The 19,600-nt window shown below is 46.5% G+C and carries 21 protein-coding genes; all 21 read left to right on the top strand.

All coding sequences use genetic code 11. The annotated features are described in order from the left end of the window. Nucleotides 1–2: 2 nt before the first annotated feature. Nucleotides 3–233 carry a hypothetical protein gene (locus ACWP87_RS06080; RefSeq protein ID WP_015764917.1) on the top strand — a complete coding sequence of 77 codons (231 nt, stop codon included), beginning with the start codon at nucleotides 3–5 and terminating at the stop codon, nucleotides 231–233. 217 nt (nucleotides 234–450) lie between these two features. Then, nucleotides 451–879: an ArpU family phage packaging/lysis transcriptional regulator gene (locus tag ACWP87_RS06075; RefSeq protein WP_005711378.1), complete on the top strand. Its 429-nt coding sequence runs from the start codon at nucleotides 451–453 to the stop codon at nucleotides 877–879. Between the two features lie 1,027 nt (nucleotides 880–1,906). Beyond that, entirely contained in the window at nucleotides 1,907–3,055 is a 1,149-nt protein-coding gene (locus ACWP87_RS06070) for a GcrA family cell cycle regulator (RefSeq protein WP_014569480.1), read from the top strand. 12 nt (nucleotides 3,056–3,067) lie between these two features. After that, nucleotides 3,068–3,610, top strand: coding sequence for an NUMOD4 domain-containing protein (locus ACWP87_RS06065; protein ID WP_014569481.1), 543 nt, complete (start codon nucleotides 3,068–3,070; stop codon nucleotides 3,608–3,610). Then, complete coding sequence (locus tag ACWP87_RS06060) at nucleotides 3,603–3,923, top strand: thioredoxin domain-containing protein (RefSeq protein ID WP_015764918.1); 321 nt, start codon at nucleotides 3,603–3,605, stop codon at nucleotides 3,921–3,923. The genes ACWP87_RS06065 and ACWP87_RS06060 overlap by 8 nt, the downstream gene beginning before the upstream one ends. Before the next feature lie 36 nt (nucleotides 3,924–3,959). Then, nucleotides 3,960–4,493: a terminase small subunit gene (locus ACWP87_RS06055; protein ID WP_014569483.1), complete on the top strand. Its 534-nt coding sequence runs from the start codon at nucleotides 3,960–3,962 to the stop codon at nucleotides 4,491–4,493. Further along, entirely contained in the window at nucleotides 4,471–5,826 is a 1,356-nt protein-coding gene (locus ACWP87_RS06050) for a PBSX family phage terminase large subunit (protein ID WP_029943635.1), read from the top strand. Before ACWP87_RS06055 ends, ACWP87_RS06050 begins: the two co-directional genes overlap by 23 nt. 4 nt (nucleotides 5,827–5,830) lie before the next feature. Next, a complete protein-coding gene (locus ACWP87_RS06045; protein WP_014569485.1) occupies nucleotides 5,831–7,258 on the top strand; it encodes a phage portal protein in 1,428 nt (475 codons plus the stop codon). Then, a complete protein-coding gene (locus ACWP87_RS06040) occupies nucleotides 7,224–8,216 on the top strand; it encodes a minor capsid protein (protein WP_014569486.1) in 993 nt (330 codons plus the stop codon). The genes ACWP87_RS06045 and ACWP87_RS06040 overlap by 35 nt, the downstream gene beginning before the upstream one ends. 124 nt (nucleotides 8,217–8,340) lie before the next feature. Beyond that, nucleotides 8,341–8,997 (top strand): DUF4355 domain-containing protein, encoded by a 657-nt coding sequence (locus ACWP87_RS06035; RefSeq protein ID WP_014569487.1) that lies wholly within the window; start codon nucleotides 8,341–8,343, stop codon nucleotides 8,995–8,997. 15 nt (nucleotides 8,998–9,012) lie between these two features. Beyond that, a complete protein-coding gene (locus ACWP87_RS06030) occupies nucleotides 9,013–10,026 on the top strand; it encodes a hypothetical protein (protein WP_014569488.1) in 1,014 nt (337 codons plus the stop codon). 227 nt (nucleotides 10,027–10,253) lie between these two features. Continuing rightward, nucleotides 10,254–10,628, top strand: a complete 375-nt coding sequence (locus ACWP87_RS06025; RefSeq protein WP_014569489.1) for a phage head-tail connector protein — start codon at nucleotides 10,254–10,256, stop codon at nucleotides 10,626–10,628. A gap of 4 nt (nucleotides 10,629–10,632) precedes the next feature. Next, nucleotides 10,633–10,935 carry a hypothetical protein gene (locus tag ACWP87_RS06020; protein ID WP_014569490.1) on the top strand — a complete coding sequence of 101 codons (303 nt, stop codon included), beginning with the start codon at nucleotides 10,633–10,635 and terminating at the stop codon, nucleotides 10,933–10,935. Further along, nucleotides 10,932–11,297, top strand: coding sequence for an HK97-gp10 family putative phage morphogenesis protein (locus ACWP87_RS06015; RefSeq protein WP_015764920.1), 366 nt, complete (start codon nucleotides 10,932–10,934; stop codon nucleotides 11,295–11,297). The genes ACWP87_RS06020 and ACWP87_RS06015 overlap by 4 nt, the downstream gene beginning before the upstream one ends. Further along, a complete protein-coding gene (locus ACWP87_RS06010) occupies nucleotides 11,298–11,702 on the top strand; it encodes a gp17 family tail completion protein (RefSeq protein ID WP_014569492.1) in 405 nt (134 codons plus the stop codon). It begins immediately after the preceding gene. Nucleotides 11,703–11,713: 11 nt separating this feature from the next. Next, on the top strand, nucleotides 11,714–12,316 hold the full coding sequence (locus tag ACWP87_RS06005; protein WP_014569493.1) for a phage tail tube protein: 603 nt from the start codon (nucleotides 11,714–11,716) through the stop codon (nucleotides 12,314–12,316). 86 nt (nucleotides 12,317–12,402) lie between these two features. After that, nucleotides 12,403–12,735, top strand: coding sequence for a tail assembly chaperone (locus tag ACWP87_RS06000; protein WP_014569494.1), 333 nt, complete (start codon nucleotides 12,403–12,405; stop codon nucleotides 12,733–12,735). 104 nt (nucleotides 12,736–12,839) lie between these two features. Then, nucleotides 12,840–13,193, top strand: a complete 354-nt coding sequence (locus ACWP87_RS05995) for a hypothetical protein (RefSeq protein ID WP_015764921.1) — start codon at nucleotides 12,840–12,842, stop codon at nucleotides 13,191–13,193. Then, nucleotides 13,186–16,275, top strand: a complete 3,090-nt coding sequence (locus ACWP87_RS05990) for a phage tail protein (protein ID WP_014569496.1) — start codon at nucleotides 13,186–13,188, stop codon at nucleotides 16,273–16,275. Before ACWP87_RS05995 ends, ACWP87_RS05990 begins: the two co-directional genes overlap by 8 nt. A 2-nt stretch (nucleotides 16,276–16,277) precedes the next feature. Then, nucleotides 16,278–18,266, top strand: a complete 1,989-nt coding sequence (locus ACWP87_RS05985; RefSeq protein WP_015764922.1) for a distal tail protein Dit — start codon at nucleotides 16,278–16,280, stop codon at nucleotides 18,264–18,266. Next, nucleotides 18,266–19,600 (top strand): phage tail protein (locus ACWP87_RS05980; protein WP_048654076.1); only part of this gene is annotated, 1,335 nt, incomplete at its 3' end. The genes ACWP87_RS05985 and ACWP87_RS05980, both read left to right, overlap by 1 nt.

Genomic DNA, 19,600 nt, shown 5'->3' with positions numbered 1-19,600 from the left:
TCATGGCTTGGTTTCATATTAGCTCTGGCGTCTTCATTTTTACCTGCAAAATATATGAATTTTGGAGCTTACAAAACATTTACTGGTTTGACACTGATAGCAGTCTTGTTTGCACTTTGGGACATTTCGGATGCAATCAGAGAGAAGCAGAAATGAAACAGATGATTGCCGTCATGCTGCTCATCGCAGGTGCTTCAATGTGGATGTGGGCTAACTGGAAAAGAGGGAAATGATCGTAAACAAAAAGCGCGTCTGATGAAGGACGCGCCGGAGGCCAAACGTACGATTGAGAGTGAATGAAATCAAAGATTAGGAGTTGGCCTCCAATGACAGTATAGCAAACGCACATGTTGAACGCACGTTTAAGGCATCAAAAAAGCGCACCACGAAGGCACGCTTATCCCCAAAACTTTTACAAATTTAATTATACCATAAGGGGTGGCGCTTGTGATGGAGCTTTTATCAATTAGCGATGAAAAGGATCGGGAAGCAGTCGAAAATATCCTAAATAAATACCGAGCAGAGCGTGGATTCATAAAGGCGCCAGTCAATCCAAAGATCACTAGTGCATGGGGAGACGGAACTTCTGCCAGCACTGTTCAGCGTCCGCTGTATGCACAGCAGCGTTTGGAAAGACAAGAATCGGCACGTAAGTTCTGTGAATGGTGCGACAGTTGTATTGCATCAATGCCGAAACAATCACATCAGCGTTTATTAAGGGTGCGCTATTGCGATGGGCCAGAAACAGATACGCCAGACGGTGATGCAATGAATATTCTCGATATATCTGCAGCAACCTACACACGCAGAAAGAAAAATGCGTTGTTAGCAGCGGCCTGGTACTTTGGCGTCACACCCAGAAAAAGTAGTGAGCAATAAATGATCGATGAATGAGGACTATTTGAGGACTAATTGATTGATAAATGAGTGGCGAACTAAAAACGGAATCCCTTATGATTGTATTGTGCCAAAGGTGAGAAACCTGAGACACCGCATTTTTCCTCCGAGCCTCAGTGATGATAAAGCTGTGGCAAGGCGTGGCAATGAGGACTGACCGTGATAGTCAGGCGGGTTCGATTCCCGCATGCCACATTGTCCAGTTTAGCGACCGGACACAGCTTGCGATGACCCCATCTGACACTGGGAGAGCGAGCAAATCGCTGTGGCGGAATAGGTAGACGCTGAATTCAGTGAGATCGTCGTGTACGATAAAGCAAGCTCGTACATCTGAGGATTCGATTATGTTGGGTGCAAATCCCGACCAGCGATATTACCGGTAAAGCCCGGCGTGCTTGCTAGCGCGGACTAGTGGGTGAGTATAAAGCGTGGTCACATACCTTGCACTTCAAGGTAATGTGGGAACCACCGAAACCGAGGGCTCAGAAACCATCGCCTCGGATAGCAGCAACCGGAGGATTAACTTTGTGGCCTCTATTATCGGGTTCGACTCCCGGCGGTTGCATTGGATCAAGTCTGGTAAACCACATGAGTAGGCACCGGACTATGGCACTTCGCTAAAGTGAGGTGCTATTTTTGTGCAACAAAAAAGCCCTCAGAGACCAGTCCAAGGGCCAAAAGAATGAAAAAACGGAATACTTGTGTGAGCAGCAGCGGTTGACTTGGAGGAGAAAGGCCACTGCTCACATATATATATTAGCACATTCCTTATAGAAGATACTAAAATAGCCCTCGGTTGGGGGCCGAGAGCCTAAAGAAAGGGTATTACAAAGGAGTGAAAATGAGTATCTGTTGGGAACAATTTAATTCTAACTCATCGAAATTTTTTAAGCAACAAAAAAGCTTTCGGGGCCTAATCCGAGGGCTTAAGAACTCGGGAAGTTCTTCATGAGAATGTGAGCAGCGTCATCAAACTGCTCACGGACATTATATTTTCGGAGGCGAGTAGATGCAGTGGACAGATGAACAAATCAGTGACATTAGGAAGCTCGCCTCTGAAGGCTTTACCAGACGAGAGACGGCAGACAAGCTCGGGATTAGCTATGATGCGCTTCAAGGTAAAGCAAAACGGCTTGGCATCGAGTTCCAAAAACCGCTAAAGAATGAATACGATTCAGACGGCACACAGTCCAGTGAAACCATTCTAAAAGTTGTCAGGGGTCACAAAATGACGCCTAGAGAGGTTTTAGAAGCTCACGGGTATGATTACACCAAGTGGGAGCTTGTACGTGCCACAAGCAATTTTTGGAAGCAGACGCCTGAAGCGACATTGTATCAAAGCAAGATACAAATCAGGCCGCTAGTTGAAGCAGAACAATATGAATCATTGATGAATGACATCATCACACACAAGGAGCCGTATCAAGCTAAGGCTCCTATTTTTGTGGAATCAGATCGCTATTTGGTCATTCCTGCTTTTGATACACATTTCAACGGCCACACATTCGACCTATATGCTGAATCGCTTAAACGGCAACTAGAGATCATTCAACGCGGCCACTACGCCAAAATATTGCTCATTCTGGGCGGTGATCTTGCTCATGTGGATAATATCAACTCGACCACAGCAAAGGGCACACAGCTCGAAACAACTGACCTAGGCGAGACTGTGAACGAAATGGAGCAATACTTCGAGACACTGATTGAAGCAATCATTAAGAATGCCAATGAGTGTGAGGTCATGTATGCGCCAGGTAACCACGACCCGTCAGTTGGATATATGTTTGCACGTCTATTGAAACGTGCCTACAGCAACCAGTCGAACATCACTTGGGATATATCACTGAAGCATTACAAAGGCACAATGTTAGGCCATAACTTCATTGGCGCCACTCATGGTGATAAAGGTAAGAACAACTACCTTGCAAAATATCTTGATGAGTTCGGCTTCATGTTAGGCACAGCACAGAATCGCGAACTGTTCACGGGGCATCTCCATTCAGAGATGAGCAAAGACCTAGGCGGATTCGTTCAGCGTCAAGTATCAACGCGGAAACCTAATGACCGCTGGACTGATGACCTCGGGGTTGTTGCCCACAAAACGTTTGAGCTGGTCGAATATTCGGATCACAATACGACAGCCATATATTACGTTTGAGAGGTGATTATCATGAGCGAAAAGGAAATCTGGAAAGACATTGAAGGTTACGAAGGTCTATATCAAGTCAGCAACATGGGAAGGGTGAGAAGCCTTGCTCATAAAGATAAGTATGGCCGATTCACAAACGGAAGAACGCTCGCAGACTGGTGCAATAGCCGCGGATATCACATGGTAACTCTATATCGAGACGGGAACGCTAAAAAATGGTGGGTTCACCGTCTCGTAGCCACTACGTTCATACCAAACCAAAACGGATATCCGGCTATTAATCACAGGGACGAGAACCCAAGCAATAACCGAGTGGAAAACATTGAATGGTGCACAGTGCTTTACAACAACAGGTACGGCACTCACGGAAAGCGCATAGCAGAAGCACTTGAACGGCCAATTTACGCAATAACTAGTTCGGGGCATCGCTATTTCTTTAGCAGTGCAACAAAAGCAGCGGAACTCCTCGGGCTAAGCAGAGGGAACGTGTCTACGTGCCTTCACGGCAAGCGTAAGCACTGCCATGGCTTTTCTTTTGAATGGGCGGGCGACCCCGATGACTAGAGTATGGAACACTGACTACGGAAATATGTACGATGTTGAATTTCGGATCATTGAGAAACTATCGAGAGAAGAGAAACACATGAACGCAATTATCTATACGAAGCCGCGCTGTCAAAAGTGCCGGCGAACAGTATTAAAACTGTCACGTGTAATGCCAGTGCAAACAGTCACAGCAGACGCGGACGACTACGAACGGTTCCGCAAGCTGGGATACCGATCAATGCCAGTCGTAACAGTTTACAAGGCAGACGGCACACATGATGAATGGTGCGACTTGCGGGTTGACAAGATCAAACAATATACGGAAGGCTAAGAGCTTGTACAAATGCGGGAGGTGTGGTGATATGTAATGCGACTGACAGCAAAACAGAAGAAGTTCGTTGATTCTTATATTGCTGATAGCAATGCCACCAAAGCGGCACTAGAAGCAGGATACAGCAAAAGAACGGCTAGATTTGTCGGTGCAGAAAACCTAACAAAACCTAACATTAAAGCTGCCATCGATGAACGCATGAAACGCATCGAGTCTGACAAGATTGCCAAGGCTGCTGAGGTGCTTCAATACTTCACCACAGTGCTTCGTGGAGAGGCAAAAGAGACGATTATAGTTGGCACTCCAGATGGCGCAGAATCTGTTGAAAACGAGCCAAGCATCAAAGACCGCATGGCAGCAGGACGCGAATTGTTAAAGCGTTACCCTGGTAATGATGAGCTGCTCAATGCTCAGCTAACGAAGATTATTACTGATATTGAGAAAGCTAAGGCTGATGTTCGCAAGTCCAAAGCTGAGGCTGACATCATGGAAGCCAAGGCCAAGTTGCTTACTGATACGGATTCGCAAGATAGGACGGTGATTGTCGATGACGTCCCAGAAGATGATTAAGTTAAGTAAGATGGTGCAACCACATTTTTATCCGTTTTGGCGGTCAAAGGCACCATATCTGATACTGAACGGCGGTCGTGGCTCATTTAAATCATCGACAGTTAGTCTGAAGCTACTCATGATGCTTAAAAGGCAAGCACAGCAAGGACATAAAGCCAACGTCATCATCATTCGAGAGAACACGATTAACTTGCGTGATTCGGTTTACAGCCAGATCAGTTGGGCCATTGACATGCTCAAAATGACAGACGAGTTTGTGTTCAACGTATCGCCTATGCGCATAACGCATCGTGGAACTGGTAGCACATTCTACTTCTACGGCGGTGACAAGCCTGAAAAGCTGAAGTCTAACACCGTTCGTAACGTGATTGCTGTGTGGTATGAAGAAGCAGCCAACTTCAAATCTGCTGAAGTGTTTGACCAAACTAATCCAACCTTCATTCGACAAAAGTCACCGTGGGTTGATCAAGTTCAGGTCTTCTACACGTATAACCCACCGAAGAATCCATATGACTGGATCAATGAGTGGATCGACAGCGTGAGAGGAGACCCGGACTTCTTCATTGACACTTCAACTTATCTCGATGATGATCTTGGATTCACTGACGAACAGCAGCTGAAACTGATCGACAAGTATAAAGCCAACGACTATGACTACTACCGTTGGCTTTATCTTGGCGATGTGATTGGATTAGGAACCAACGTCTACAACATGGATTTGTTTCATAGACTGGATGAGGTGCCAAGCAACGATCCAATTAGGCGTCTCGTGTTCTCAATCGACGCTGGTCATATTAATAGCGCAACCACGTGCGTGGCGGCCGCTGTTACGGCCAAGAACAACCTGATCGTACTAGACACCTATTACTATTCTCCAGCTAATCAGAGCGTGAAGAAGGCACCAAGTGACCTTGTGCCAGAGATAAAGTCGTTTATTGATAAGGTAAGGTCAAAATACAATCATCCCGTGCTTAAATACACGATTGATTCTGCTGAAGGTGCGCTGAGAAACGAGTTTGTTAAAGAGTTCGGCATTCGCTGGCATGGCATTGTCAAGGGCAAGGAAGCTGACATGATTGACTTTGTGTCTAACTTACTTGCTCAAGGACGTGTGTTCTACTTGGACAATGACGACAACAAGATATTCATCTCAGAACATCAGCAATACCAGTGGGATGAGAAGACCGCACATTCTGACGATCCACACGTAATTAAAGAGCACGATCACACGGTCGATGCTTTCAAATATATGGTAATGGACAACGCCGGACAGTTGAAACTTAGCCAGGCCAACAAGGCACGAGCATTCAAGAACACAAGCAAATACTTCTAAGGAGGTGGCCATCATATTAACAGTTCAAGGTAAAGGATCAATCACAGACGGTGACGTATTTATTTTTCCAGTAGACACAGCTATTACTGGGGACGATATCACCAATTTCATTAGCGCAAATGATGAACTAGCTCGCAGAAAATATCTACCTGCTAAAAAGATGTATCTTGGCAAGCACAAGATTCTTCATGAAGATGCCAAAGACCACGGGCCGGACAATCGGCTTGTCGGCAACTTGGCTCACTATATCGTGGATACCTACAATGGGTTTTACATTGGCATTCCACCGAAGATCACGCTCGACAACACACAGGATAATACCGCGCTGCAAGAGTGGAACGACACAAACAGCGTTCAGGACAAATTAAGCGAAATCAGCAAGCAAGCAGCCATTTACGGACGGGCACTTGCTTTTTTGTACCAAGACGAAGACAGCAATACGTGCATTGCATACAGTTCGCCCATCAATTCATTCATTGTCTATGATGACACGGTAGCACACAAAGCCATTGCATTTGTCATGTATTGGCATGATGAAGACAACAATCTAACTGGCAAGGTGTATCTGAAAGACGGTATATACAGCCTTGATATGGTTCGCTTTGAAGGAACGGCCGGATTTAATCCATTTAGCGAGATTCCAGCAGTTGAGTTCTTCATGAACACCGAGCGTCAAGGCATCTTTGAGAACGTTGAGACGCTAATTGATGCACTGGACAAGGTGCTAAGCCAAAAGGCAAACCAGAATGAATACTTTGACAACGCGTACTTGGTTATCAGGGGCATGAGCCTGCCAGAGGATGATGACGGAAATCCAAAGCTTGATCTTAACGGCAACCAAATCATCTATTCGCCAGATGCTGACTCTACTAACGGTGTGGCCGAGTTTCTGACCAAGCCTGATGGTGATGCCATTCAAGAGCACCTTATTGACCGCCTCATCAGCATGATCTATCAGATAAGCATGGTGGCCAACTTGAACGATGAAGCATTCAGCGGCAATAGTTCTGGCGTTGCATTGCAATACAAATTGCTACCAATGCGCAATCTAGCGGCCAATCAAGATCGTAAGTTCACACAGTCACTCCGGTCCCTTTACAAGATCGCGTTCAGTGTTGGAACAATTCTGCCAGAAAGTAAAGCCGATGAATGGCAAAAGCTTAACTTCGCATTCTCGCGAAATCTTCCGGAGAACATTACCGACGAAGCAGACGCGGCTTCTAAACTCAAAGGCCTTGTATCAGATCAGACTATGCTTAGCACCTTATCATTTGTCGATGATCCTAAGGCTGAAATGAAACGCATTGCTGATGAGACTGCCAAGAAAGCAAAAGATGCTGCTGCTAACAGTCCGTCAAGCCCGGACTTCCAGAAATTGCTGAATGGTGGTGGCAATGATGACAACAACGACTCAACAACAGATAGCGAGTAATTCTGCCTACTGGAATAAGCGAACTGCCGCTGAACGTAAATGGATTGCCGAGAACCTTAAGAATGACGAGGCGTTCAATGCCCGAATTCAGGAATATTTTGACAAAGCTTTAAGCAACATTCAAAAGGATATTGATTCAGAGTTTGCCAAGTATGCCGCATACAGCAACGACAGTATGGCCGGTGCGCGTCAAGCAGTGATGGCCACCGATATTAAAGCATATCAAGCAGAAGCCAAGCGGATCGTCGATGATGCCAGAAAGATGTACAACGGCGAACCGCTCAAATATTCCGACTTCAGCAAGGATGTCAATGATCGTCTCAAGCTATACAACGCTACTATGCGCATTAATCGCTTAGAAATGCTCAAGAGTGAGATTGGTCAAGAAATGCTTGATGCACACATGAAAGTGAACGTCGATTTAATCTCAAAATTGAGTGATGATTATCAATCCGAGATCAAACGGCAAGCCGGAATACTTGGAGAGACGGTATCTAAGGGCGGCTACACTGATTTAGCCAAGTTACTCTCCAAACGAGAGGGCGATTACACCTTCTCACAGCGCATCTGGATCAACCAAGACATTCTAAAGGCTGAACTGGATGAACTGCTGACATCCGCCACCATTCAAGGACAGAGTCCACTAAAGATTGCTCGCAAGTTACGCGGTCAAGTGGCAGAAACGGTGAACAATCACCGCTATGTGACAGAACGAATTGTACGTACTGAGTCAGCTCGAATTCAGACACAGGCGCAATTAGATAGTTTCCACAAATTTGACTATCAGTACTGCAAATGGGTGGCTGAGCCAAGCGCGTGTGATGTGTGCAAGGAGATTTCAGAAGGTGGCAGAACTGGTGAAGGCATATACAGGGTTGATGATGTGCCGGATATTCCCGTCCACCCAAATTGCCGATGCTCCATTGCGGCTTATGCACCGAGTGATGAAGCTGAATAATTTCTAAGCCGCAGCTAGCGGCTATTTTTATGCCATCAAGTCCAAGCGTGATCGACTATAAAAGCTCCGGTAAATTAAGACGCAAGCCTGATCCGTCTAAAAAGCTGTGGAAGGAGTTCTTAACATGATTCCCAAGATTTTAATGCCTATGAATTTGCAATTTTTCGCTGAAGATAATCCTCAAGGCGATCCGAAAGATCCAGTCGATCCGCCTAAGCCAAAAGATGGTGATCCGGTAGATCCTCCTGAAGGTAAGAAGCAAGGAGAACCGGCTGACCCTGATCCTGATGGTAAGCACGTCTACACCGATGAACAGGTCAATGAAATCGTCAAGAAGCGTCTTGCTCGTGCCGAGAAGGAGAAGCAAGCTGCTGTTGACGAGGCTGCGAAGCTGGCCAAGATGAATGCCGACCAGAAGAAGGATTATGAGCTTCAAAAGGCTCAAAAAGAACGAGATGAGCTAAAATCACAGCTTGCCACCTATGAGATGGGAAAACAAGCTCGATCAATGTTCGAAGATGCCAAGCTGTCGGTCACAGAGGACGATTTGAAGCATGTTGTAACGCCTGAGGCAGAATCAACCGAGACCAATGTTAAGTGGCTCATTGCGCACGACCAAGCCGTAGCAGAGCGCGTCCGTCAAGAACTGCTGAAAGGCAGTACACCATTGGACCCGTCCTCCAACCGCAAGACGAAGAGCCTTAAGGATATGACTTTGCTAGAGCGCAGCGAATTGCAACGAAAAGATCCAGAGATGTACAAGAAATTACTAACAAAATGAAAGAGGTAAATAAATATGCCAGAATTTAGTGGTGCAACAGCCAAATTGAATTTGGTCGAACCTAAAGTATTCGCGGATTATGTCTTGGAACAGCAAACTGCTACTAACCGTCTGCTCTCTAGTGGCATTCTCACTACCGACCCAATCATTCAAGCGCAATTGCTCAAGGGCGGGACTTATGTAACTATTCCTACCCTGCAAAGTCTTAGCGGGGAAGCTCAGACGTGGAACGACACTAGCGACATTACTGTCGGCAATGTTGACAGTTACAGTGCTATCGCTCCACAAATGTACCAAGCCAAAGCGTTTGGGTACACAGACTTTGGTCAACTTTCCACCGGCGCTCCGGTTGCAGAACAAATTGCAGGACAATTCGCATCATTCTGGAACATCCAGGACAACAAGCTTCTGATTGCAGTCTTGAAGAACGCATTCCTCAATGCGGATTTGCAGGCTGTTAAGGCATATGGCATGGGCACGCCAGCGCCTTTGGCTGCTGGTGACTTTATTGCCGCATTGTCTCGCATGGGTGACGTTGCCAGCCCTCAACTGACGAAGATCGTGCTCAATTCTGCTGCTGTTGGTGCAATGCGTGATCAGAACCTGATTGATACTATTCAGCCGTCTAACGGTGGTACGCCAATCAGCTACTACAACGGCATTGAGATCGTTGAAGACGATGCACTGCCAGTTGCAGCAGATGGTACCACGGACGCGTTCATCATTGCTAACGGTGCTGTTTCTTATGGCTTGGCTAATCCGGAAAACAGCTATGAAGTCAAGCGCGACAGTCTTGGCAATGGTGGCCAGACTGCGGTTATCAATCGCCGTACTCTTGCAATGCAAATTGCGGGTACGTCATTCACTGATGTTACTAAGGTTGCCGGTCTTGGCTACAGCGCAATCAATGCTTCTGAAACATCTATGTACGATCTGGTTGGTGATCCTCGCAACATTGGCATCGTTGACTATCGCTTCACGATCGACAAGAAGTTCGTTGTTGCTGGAATCAATGCCCCAAAAGCGTAGCGCCGTCTGGGAATGACGACGGCTTCGACCCTAGCGGAGATGTCAAACCAACGAGCGATCAAACCGTTGATGAGATCAAAGCATGGCTGGACGCCCACAGTATTGATTACACTGGGAAGACTTTGAAGGCAGACTTGCTTGCGCTTGTCCCTTCAGACTAGCTTGAACACCGTCGCTTATGAAAATCACAGTGCTGCGAAAGCAGGGCGGCGGAAAGGAGGCATAACATGGCTGATACTGATCCGGTAACGCTTGCGGATTTGAAGACGATGATGGAAATCAAAACTGACACACAAGATGATGTGCTTACCCTCATTATCAAAAATACTACGCAGGCCTTACGATTTAAGCTCGGCTTGCGGACAGATGAGGCCTTTCCTAGTGAGTTGGCCTACATTGCCTTGGAAGTCTGTGTGCGACGATATAACCGGCGTAAGAACGAAGGCATGACGTCTTATGAGCAGGAGGGGCAGTCGTTCACGTTCAAGTCTAATGACTTCGATGATTTTGCTGATGACATCAGCGACTGGAAAGAAGCCAACGGTAAGAATGCCAAGTCTCTTGGCACCGTCAGCTTCATTTCTGGCTATCCAAAGAGGTGATCATATGCGGTTAGATCATGAGGTTACATTCTGGCTTGATGATGAAGAATATAATCCGCAAACACATCAATACGGTGATGTGAAAAAGGTTGCCACCGCTGTTGCCAGTGTCACCGACATGGGAACCGACAAGAGCGCTCAGCTATTCGGAAACTATGCTCAAAAGGCAAAGGTGATCCGATTAGTTGAGCCAATCACCGTCAATTGGAGCTATTTAACGATTGATGATGAAGCGACTCATTATGCCCTTAATACGGACCGCGTTCCGCTTCAAAACGCTACTTTGATTGTGGGTGAGACGAAATGAGCAAAGCCAGCATTAGCTACAACATGGAGATAAAAGGCATGGACAAATTGGTAGCGGGTCTGCTTAGCCGAGCAAAGATGGATGTTGTCAAACAAATCGTCAAACAGCAGGCAGCACAGCTCCAGACACGTGCTCAGCAAATGACTGGCACCGTGTACGCTCATCCTACTGGTGCTACCAAGCGCGGCATCAAGTTATCGCTTGAAGATGGCGGCCTAACGGGCATAGTTGGCATGTCGATGGAATACAACCCATACACCGAAAACGGGACCCGTTTCATGCGGGCACGTCCTGTATTGAAGCCTGCGTTCCTTTATCAGAAAGTTCAGTTTATTAATCAGCTTAAACAAGCAGCAAAGTAGGTGATTCAAATCACATCACCAGAGCAAGAACTCTACGATTATTTCTATGCGTTTTCGCAATCATCTGGGTACAAGACTTACGACCATTTGCCCATGCAGCAGGAGAACGCCCCGTATCCTTTCGTCATTGTTGGCGATATTCAAGTTGTTCCTATTGCAACAAAGACGTCACTCAATGGCAATGTGCTAATTACCATTGACATCTGGGGCGATAAAAAACAGCGTTTCACCGTATCTGATATGGCGGAGCGCTTTTTTCGTGCCGCGATTGGGCAAGTTCTAACAGATGATTACCGATTTTATGGACGTGTAGAAGACCAGTCAAAAGAGTTTACACAAGACCAGAGTGTCCCTGACACGGTTCTCAACCGAGCCACGCTGATACTCAATCTCAATATTTTATAGGAGGCCATAACATGGCAAATGAATTAAAAGTGCTAGAAGGCATGGACGTTGTTGCCTTGGCTCGCAAACATAGCGATCAAGCAACGGTTAGCGGCCAAATTATCCCTTGGCAGACTTCGCTGTCCTTTGATCCGTCTGTTGACAGTGATTCCACTGTTACCAAGGACGGCAATGTAGCAACACGAAGCTCTGCAAGTACCGATCTTGAGGTCGAGTTCCTGAACAACACGGCCGCAATTGCAGACGTAATGTATGACTCGCTGTTTGATGGTGAATTGCTCGACTTCTGGATTCTCTACCGCAAACGTAAGAACGCTGATGGTAAGTATTACGCATGGTATATGCAAGTAACCGTGCAAGAAGACAGCAGCGACAACGATCCTGACGATCACTCGACTCGTGATGTGACATTCTCAGTTAACGGTACGCCTAAACGCGGCTGGACTACGCTCGATGATGAAACTCAGGAACAGGTTGATTACGTGTTCCTTGGGGTCGGCAAGGTCACTGACACTGACAATACCGGCGGTGGCACAGTTTGGGACAAGGCTGTTGATCCGGGCACTAACACTGCTGATACTGCACCAGCGGGCGGAACTGGTACTGGAGCATAACAGCATAAGAGACTTGTCATCAGTCGCCTAAGAAAGTCACAGTACGGGTGAAACCCGGGCGGCTTTAAAAGAAAGGACTTTAAATCATGCAATTAACCATTAACGGTAAAGAATATGAACTCAACTTTGGCGTCCGCTTTGTTCGCGAAATGGATAAGAATATGGGTGCCGTCATGCACGGCATTAACTTTGGCATGGGTGTTGCAAAGGCTCTAGCTGGTCTAAGCGCATACGATGCTGCTGTTTTATCAGACACCATTTATTCAGCCACCGTGGCATCTAAGAAACGTCCGTCAGCCAGTGAAGTCGATGACTTTATTGACAGCAATTCAGACTTAGATTCGCTATTTAAGCAAGTTTCAGACGAAATGAACAGTGCTAACGCAGTAAAAGCAGTAGCAAAAAACATGAAGGCCTAGATGAGGACGAAAGCGTTCAAAAGAGTAGTGAAGAAACGTATCACGAAATTTTGTTAAACGCATTTGCCTATCTAGGCTTTTCTAATATTCGAGACATTGAACGTATGACACTTGTTGAGTATGAGCTGCGTATGGAAGCCTATCAGCTGAAGCAAGTCGACAGACAGAACGAAATTGCACAGCAAGCATGGATGAACCAGCAAGTGCAGGCAACCACCGGTAGCAAGAATCCTAAGCCTAAGTTCAAGACATTTGATGATTTCTTTGATAAGAAAGCAGCTATTGATAACGTGCGATCAAATTATGAGCCCAATTATGAAGTATCACAGATGAGCAAAACCGAGCTCAAACAAAAGAGAGCACAAGTGTTCGCAAAACGGATGGCCGAATTTCAGCGGTTGAAGCGCGAAGGCAAAATCATTCCGTTATCTGAAAGAAAGGAGGGAGCACATGGCTGACAGTTTTAGCGTTGAAGCAATTTTATCTGCCGTTGACCGAAATTTTTCGGGTACTTTCAAGAACATCGCGAATTCTGCGTCAAAGGTCGGTGATAGCTTTGAAAAGTCAACAAAACCAGCAGGCAACTTTGTGTCAACTGTGAGTAAGATTGCTGGTGCCATTGGCCTAACTAAAGTTGTGGGTGCCATTGGTGCAGGCGTCAAAAGCATGGCTGGTGAACTTGACGCTTCCAGCAAGGCGTGGCAAACGTTCGAGAGCAACATGAAGTTCCTCGGCAAAACGCCCGCAGAAATCTCAACGATTGAAAAGTCCTTGCAGAGTTACGCACAAAAGACCATTTACAGTTCATCTGACATGGCTTCTGCCTATGCACAGTTTGCATCAGTAGGTGTAAAAGGAGTCGGCCGCCTTGTTAAAGGTATGGGCGGCCTGGCTGCTGCCACTGATGATCCAAAGCAAGCCATGAAGACATTGATGGAACAAGGTACACAAATGGCCGCTAAGCCGATGGTACAGTGGGCTGACTTCCGCCTAATGCTTGAACAGACTCCAGCAGGCATGGCAGCCGTTGCTAAAGCAATGGGCATGAGTACAAAAGAACTGGTTGAGAATGTTCAAAACGGCAAAATAAGCACGCAGCAGTTCTTTGATGGTATCGAAAAGGCAGGCAACAGCAAAGCTTTCCAGAAGATGGCCACAAGTTATAAGACTGTCGGTGAGGCAATGGACGGCCTTCAGGAAACACTAGCAAACAAGCTTCAGCCTGCTTGGCAAGCAATGTCTAAAGTCGCTGTCGGAGCTATTAGCGGCATTATTGATAAGATCGGAGGCATTAACTTCGATTCAGTTCTTGCTTCAATTGGCCGCTTCTTTTCACCGTTTTCGACCCTGATCCTGAACATCAGGACTCAGCTTAGCAACCTAGGCAAGGGCGAATCAATGAGTGGACTCAGTTCGATCCTTCAAGGGATCGGATCCGTTCTTCATACCATCTGGGACCTGGTCGGCAGCTTAGCTAATGTTGCATTTGTCAATCTGATTGGTATTGCTCAAAAAGTGGGTGATGCGTTTAATTCGGTGTTCGGTGGTGGGCAGCTTTCGGGAGTTTTCGATGGTATCAAGCAAGCCGTCACTGACTTTGGCTATGCAGCCATGGGAGCCATCACAACTGTTAGTGATATTATTGCTAACTTACCGTGGAAAGCAATTTTTGAAGGTGTTAAGGCGGCTTTAACTGGTGTTGTTAACGTGCTGAAGCCAATTGCGGCACTCGTCAAGGCGGCATTTGCAAATGACATTGTTAAGTCGTTTGCGGTAGCGATCCTAGGAGCAGTGGGAGCCTTTAAGGTTATTAGTTTGGCCGTTGGAGGATTGTCCAGTGTCATCGGAATCTTTTCGAGGATGATCGGCCCAATTCGTGGTGTTATCGCTGTTGTTACTAATTTTGGAACAATTGCGAAAACTGCTGGCGGTATTTGGAAGGCTTTCGGATTAATATTGGGAATGAATCCGTGGGTACTTTTGATTGCTGGGATTGCAGCAGTGGTTGCTGGTCTGGTGTATTTTTTCACTCAAACAAAAACTGGTCAAAAACTTTGGTCGGGATTTGTTTCGTGGTTACAAGGAGCTTGGCAAGGACTTGTAGGAGTTGCGCAAACTGTTTGGAATGCTATATCGGGTGCGTTTACATCTGCAATTAGCGGCATTCAGACAGCTTGGAGCGGCATTACAGGTTTCTTCAGCAATCTATGGACTGGGATTACGACCACGGCATCAGCTACTTGGACAGCATTCACAACCACACTCTCAGTTATCTGGCAAGGTGCTGTTACCGCAGCAACGGCAGTTTGGAACGCGCTATCCACATTCTTCACGACTCTGTGGAATGGAATAGTTGCAGTAGCCACCGCTGTATGGTCAACCTTTGGTGGTTCCCTGACGACAATTTGGAATGGGATTGTCCAAGTTGCTACCGGTGTTTGGAACATGCTTAAAGCAGTTATTATGGGTCCCATTCTTATTGTCATTGATTTGCTTACTGGAAATTGGACACAGTTAAGTGCTGATCTTCAGCTTATCTGGAACAGCATTGTTTCCGCCGCTGGTCAGATCTGGAATGGCCTTGTTACGTATTTCTCCGGTATTTGGAGCCTTATTCAAACTTATGCAATGACTGTTTGGAATACTTTGGTTTCAGCTTTAGAGGGGCTTTGGAATGGTGCAGTATCTGCCGCTTCCGCTATTTGGAGTGCGCTTTCGTCATTTTTTAGCGGATTATGGAATGGTATTGTGTCTACCACCGAGGGCGTATGGAACGGTATTGCTTCATTCTTATCAGGACTATGGAGCGGAACAGTCAGCACAGCCGAGGGAATTTGGAACGCACTTCCCGGATTCTTTTCCGGATTGTGGAATAGCATTACATCATTCTTTTCATCAGCTTGGAGCAACATACAGTCTATTGTGATTGGAGCTGCTACTAGTATTTTTAATGGTGCTAAGGCTGTATGGTCTGGTTTTACTGGCGTGGTAAGTGGAATAGTTAATGGCATCAAAGGAGCATTCAATGCACTTCGTAATTTTAGCCTGGCTGACGCTGGCCGCGCTATCATGGATAGCTTTTTCAAAGGCCTCAAAGCAGTTTGGGGGAAGATCACCGATTTTGTTGGCGGAATTGCTTCTTGGATTCGCAAGCATAAAGGCCCAATCAGTTACGATGCCAAGCTGCTCATACCTGCTGGTAGCGCCATCATGAACGGCTTGAATGCAGGGCTTACTGACAAGTTCTCAAATGTCCAAAGGAACGTTTCGAGCATGGCACAAGCTATTGCTGATAGTGCTGCTGTTACGATGCCGGCAGTGAATACTTCTCCCTTTGATGCATCATTGCAGTCGCTCAATAACAGCGTTCAAGGTGCAACCTTGTCTTCAAATCTTGATGTCAACTACACTCGCAAGCAAACGATTGAGGTTCCTCTGTACATTGACGGCCGAGAGGTTGCTCGTGCAACCGCAAACCCAATGCAAACAGAGCTCAGTCGCATGACACGAATGAGCAATCGACGAAAGGGGATCGTTTAATTTTGTATGATTTTAGAGAGACAACGCCCTTTACGGGTTCTGATGACAACCAGCGCCCAGCAGAGGCGATGCTAATAGATGGCCAGTACATTGAAGACTTGATTCCGGGTTATAGCACGCTGCAAGTCAGTGGCCGAGAACTACTAAGCCAGTCAATCGAGAAACAAACGATTGGCAAGTCAGATGGCGAGTTTATCCAGTATGTTCGGAACCCTTCTCGTGAGATTATTGTCGGCTACAGGCTTTCAGCAGCGGACAATCTTTCGTTCCGACAAGCATTCTATAAGCTCAATGACATACTTCACGGTGACACTCATCAGGTTTCGTTCAATGATGACTTGTCTGTGTACTGGAATGCCGTGCTCACAGATGTTGACGATGTTCCTAAAGGCCGGAATGCGATCACTTCTTCATTTACTTTGTTTGTCCCCGATGGCATTGCCCACTCGGTAGCCACGCAGACGTTTGACAATATGCCTTACAAGGATATCCCGCTGAACCTTATGGCAGGCACAAGCGCTGACCCAGTATCAGTCACAGGGTCGGGCTGGAATATTCAAAAGCTTGGATCGTTCAACAATCCTACCGTTGGGAAAAAGTATGCAGCTACGGTCTTGCTTGGGCGGGCCGATTTTGCTGTCAGTTTCCAACTTTGGGCGAATGATATCAATGGCAATCGGATATCACTGGCTGGGTTTCCCGTGACCACACAAATGGGAGCAAATCAGCGCAGCACGATTGTCTGCACATGGCCTGACCCGGGGACGACTGGAGCAGCTCAGATTGAGGTGACACTTGCGTGGGCCTTCCAAAAAACGGATGTTGGCACCTATCAATATCTCAAAGCCAAGTTAGAGGAAGGCACCACTTACTCAACATGGTCGCCTAACCCAGCTGATCCTGAATACTATTCCGACACCATTACGGTGCACAATGGTGGCACTTATCCTGTTGAGCCAGTTATCACGGCAACTATGCATGCTGATAATGGGGTTGTTGCTTTTGTCAATGATCAAGGGTCAGTCTTGCAATTTGGTTCGCCCAGCGAGATTGATGGCGTTGTGCGGCAGAAGTCTGAACGGGTATACTATTTTGACTTTGAAAATGAACCTAATGGCATTGTGATGAATGATGGCGCGCTGACTTATCCCAACTATCGCGATAATCCGGCTACCCCCAATAAACAAAAAGGCATTTTCTCTTATGGACGCCCAGACGGCTATGACAATGCGATTGCTTACCCCAACACGGAACGTAATCCCTCTAACTATTGGAGCGGACCATCAATGAGCGGAAAACTTGCTGCTAATTCTAATGGCAAACAGAATGGCAACTTTGAATGGCGTAATCTAATCCGCTTTGCAACCATGACAAATTGGGCTGGACGAGTTGAATTCAATTTGACTTACGAAGGCAAAATCGTTGCTTCGTTGGCACTTTATGACCAAAGCACAACAGATGACCAAGTTATGTTCGAAGGCAAGATACATGACGGAAACGATGCGCGAATGCTATTTCATGAAGCGCTACCACGTGACCTCTATTCAAGGGCAAACAGTTTCGCCGTCATTTCAAAAATGGGTGACCAGTTAACTTTCCGTATTGACCGGGTTGGTGGTGGCAATGTTATTCGGCCATTCACTATTGCTGGGTTTGGTGCATTGCCAGTTGATGGCTGGACAGTATGGTTCTCTGCTTTCTCAGATGTTCTCGAAGCCAATATGGGCTGGCAGGACAGTTATTTTGATTGGGTAAACGTTGACTATTGGACAGACGTACCTAACCGATTCAAGGAAGGCGATGTGGTCAAGATTGATGTGGCTAAACGGGTTGTCAGTCTGAATGGTGCTGAAGACCCTACTTTACAGACTGTCGGTAACAACTGGGAAGGCTTCCAGCTGCTGCCAGGCAAAAACACGATTCAAGTCTTGCAGTCTGATTGGGCTAAACCATACACGTGTCAAGTTGAATGGCAGGAGGCGTGGCTATAATGGATTTTTATTTCACTGATCGTTCTTGGCACTTGCTGGGGATCGCCACAGCTGGTGAGGGGCCGATTCATATTGTTAATGATACTGATGATCAACTGATATCAGCTGGTGCGCGAACGTATTCAGGCACCATTTTATTTACGCCAGAAACCTCAGCTAAGGTCAAATCCATGGCTGCTTATGGCAATTATGTCTTGTACAAAGATACGCGGGGTAAGGCTGTTTTCATGACCATCATGGAATCAAACCATGATCCTTTACTGGGTGAGACCACTTTCACTGCTGAAGATGCCGGCATTGATCTTATCAATGAAACGGTTGGTCCGTACAAAGCCGATAAACCAATGAGTATTGCTGAATACATTAATTTTTTCGTGACAGATTCCGGATTTGATATTGGCTTGAATGAAATTCCAGACTTGAAGCGAACACTTGAATGGACTGGTGAATCAGATACAGCACTGGCGCGAATTTTGTCGGTGGCAACGCAATTTGACCATGCGGAATTGGAGTTCAGCTTTCAGTTGAATGGTACCTCGGTGGTACAGCGACTCATCAACATTCACAAACGCATTGGTGCCGATAAGCGGATTACCTTGTATGTTGATAAGGATATCAACAAGATTGTAACTTCTGGTAACATCTGGGATCTGTATACAGCGATTACACCAACTGGTGGCACGCCGGAAGCTAAAGACGGGGACACGAGCGAACAGAAGCCAATTACGTTAGCTGGCTATCAATGGACTGATCCTGATGGTCGGTTTGTATTGACCTCAGATGGCATCTTGCTTGATCCGGTAGCCAACCAGCAGTGGAGTCGGCTATTAAGCGGTGGCGCAAGGCCAGATGCCGCTGGCGCCTATATCAATCGGGTCAACACTTATGAAGCGACCACGCAGGCTTCACTCTTGCAGTCAGCATTGAGCGACCTAAAGAAGCACAATCACCCAGTTGTCAACTATGAAACGGATATAGCGCGTCTGCCGGATAATGTGGATATTGGTGATACAGTGCATTTAGCTGACGAAAATGAGCGGTTATATCTATCGGCAAGATTACTTGAATTGAAGTCCAGTTATTCAATGGATACGCACACGGCGACTTTGGGCGATTATTTGATTGAGACGGATCAAGTTGCCGCTCAGTACCGTGAACTGGCTGAGAAAATCAAGAACATTCCCAAAACAGTGCAGTATTGGCCTTGGGTACGTTATGCCGATGACGACAAAGGTACCAATATGTCGGCATTTCCAGCCAACAAGAAGTACATGGCAGTCGTTTACAGTAACAAGTCATCTGTACCAAGTGACAATCCGGATGATTACGCTGGC

It is taken from the genome of Lacticaseibacillus sp. 22 (assembly GCF_055413445.1).
This window is presented reverse-complemented; position numbering and strand designations above follow the sequence as displayed.